Raw genomic sequence first — 1,777 nt, forward strand, 5'->3', positions numbered from 1 at the left:
CGGATGCTGTTGGTAAATCCGGGGCCTGCGTGACGACGGCCTGTGTGACCCCGTTGGGGTTGTGCAGGCCGTCGTCACGTTTTCTGAGGGTGGGTTCGTGTCGTTGCGTGGGGTGGAGTTGGCGGAGGTTCCGGAGGAGACCGTGCGGGTGGCGCGTGCGGTGTTCCCGAAGGGGTGTCTGGCGATGCGGGTGCGAGACGCACTCGGGCCGGTCTTCGCTGACGCAGACTTCGAGGAGCTGTTCCCGGTGCGGGGACGGCCAGCGGTGTCGCCGGCGCGGCTGGCGCTGGTGTCGGTGTTGCAGTTCGCCGAGGGCCTGACCGACCGGCAGGCCGCCCACGCGGTCCGCTCCCGTCTGGACTGGAAGTACGCCCTGTCGCTGGAGTTGACCGACGCCGGCTTCGACTTCTCCGTGCTCAGCGAGTTCCGGGCCCGGCTGGCCGAGTCGGATGCGGGCCGGGCGGTGTTCGACGCGGTACTGACCGCCGCCGGGGACGCCGGGCTGGTCAAGCCGGGCAAGCGGCAGCGCACGGACGCCACCCATGTGCTGGCCGCGACCAGGGACCTGAACCGGTTGGAGTTCGTGGTGGAGACACTGCGAGCGGCGCTGAACCGGATTGCCGAGGCAGCCGGGGACTGGCTGGTGACGCTGGCGGCGCCGGAGTGGTTCGACCGCTACTCGGCCCGGCCGGAGGACAGCCGTTTCCCGTCCCGGTGGGCAGCCAGGGTCGGGCACGGCGACCAGTGCGGTGCCGACGGCATGGTGCTGCTTCGAGCCGTCTGGTCGGATGCGGCACCGCCCGGCCTGCGGCATCTGCCCGCGGTGGAGTTCCTCCGTCAGACCTGGGTGCAGCAGTTCCACCAGGTCGACGGCGCCGTGCGCTGGAGGGAACCGAAGAACACCCCGCCCGGCCTGATCCGCTTACGCACCCCGCACGAGGCCGAGGCCAGGACCGGAGCGAAGCGGGATCTGGGCTGGTCCGGATACAAGGTCCACCTCAGCGAAACCTGCGAGCCCGATGCCCCGCACCTGATCACCCACATCCACACCACCCCGGCGCCAGTGACCGACGACGCCGTGCTGGAGGACATCCATACCGTCCTGGCCGAACGCGGGCTGGTGCCGGACGAACACCTCGTGGACGCCGGATACGTCGACGCCGAGCAGATCCACCACGCCCGCCGCGATCACAGCATCGACCTCGTCGGACCGGTCGGGAAGAACACCAACCGGCCACAGGCGACCGGCGACTTCTTCGACAGCACCCGCTTCACCATCGACTGGGACGGCCGCCGGGCCGTCTGCCCCGGCGGCCACACCAGCGTTCAGTGGCGAGACACCCAAAGCCACCGCGGCACCCCGGTCACCCGCGTCCGCTTCGCTCAACGGCACTGCGGCCCCTGCGACCTGCGGACCTCGTGCACCAACGCCGGAACCGGCCGCAACCTGACCCTGCGGCCGAAAGCCGAGCACGAGATTCTTCAGCAGGCCCGCACCGAGCAGGACACCGACCACTGGCGCCGCCGCTACGGCCACCGCGCCGGCGTCGAGGGCACCATCTCCCAAGGCGTCCAAGCGTTCGGCCTGCGCAGATCCCGCTACCGCGGCCTCACCAAGACCCGCCTGCAACACCACTTCACCGGCGCTGCCATCAACCTCGCCCGCATCGATGCCTGGCTCACCGGCAAGCCCCTCGCCCGCACCCGCATCTCACCCTTCGCAGCAATCCGCCCCGCTGGATGAGAACCAGCGGGGCGGATTTACCAACAGCATCCG

The 1,777-nt window shown here is 70.2% G+C and carries 1 protein-coding gene; it reads left to right on the forward strand.

Annotated elements, in window-relative coordinates; all coding sequences use genetic code 11:
• The first annotated feature begins 97 nt into the window (after positions 1-97).
• A complete protein-coding gene (locus tag ACFVYN_RS41330; RefSeq protein WP_390008087.1) occupies positions 98-1,744 on the forward strand; it encodes an IS1182 family transposase in 1,647 nt (548 codons plus the stop codon).
• Positions 1,745-1,777: the final 33 nt, after the last annotated feature.

The sequence above is a fragment of the Streptomyces sp. NPDC058307 genome, from assembly GCF_042880295.1.
Classification (GTDB): Bacteria; Actinomycetota; Actinomycetes; order Streptomycetales; family Streptomycetaceae; genus Streptomyces.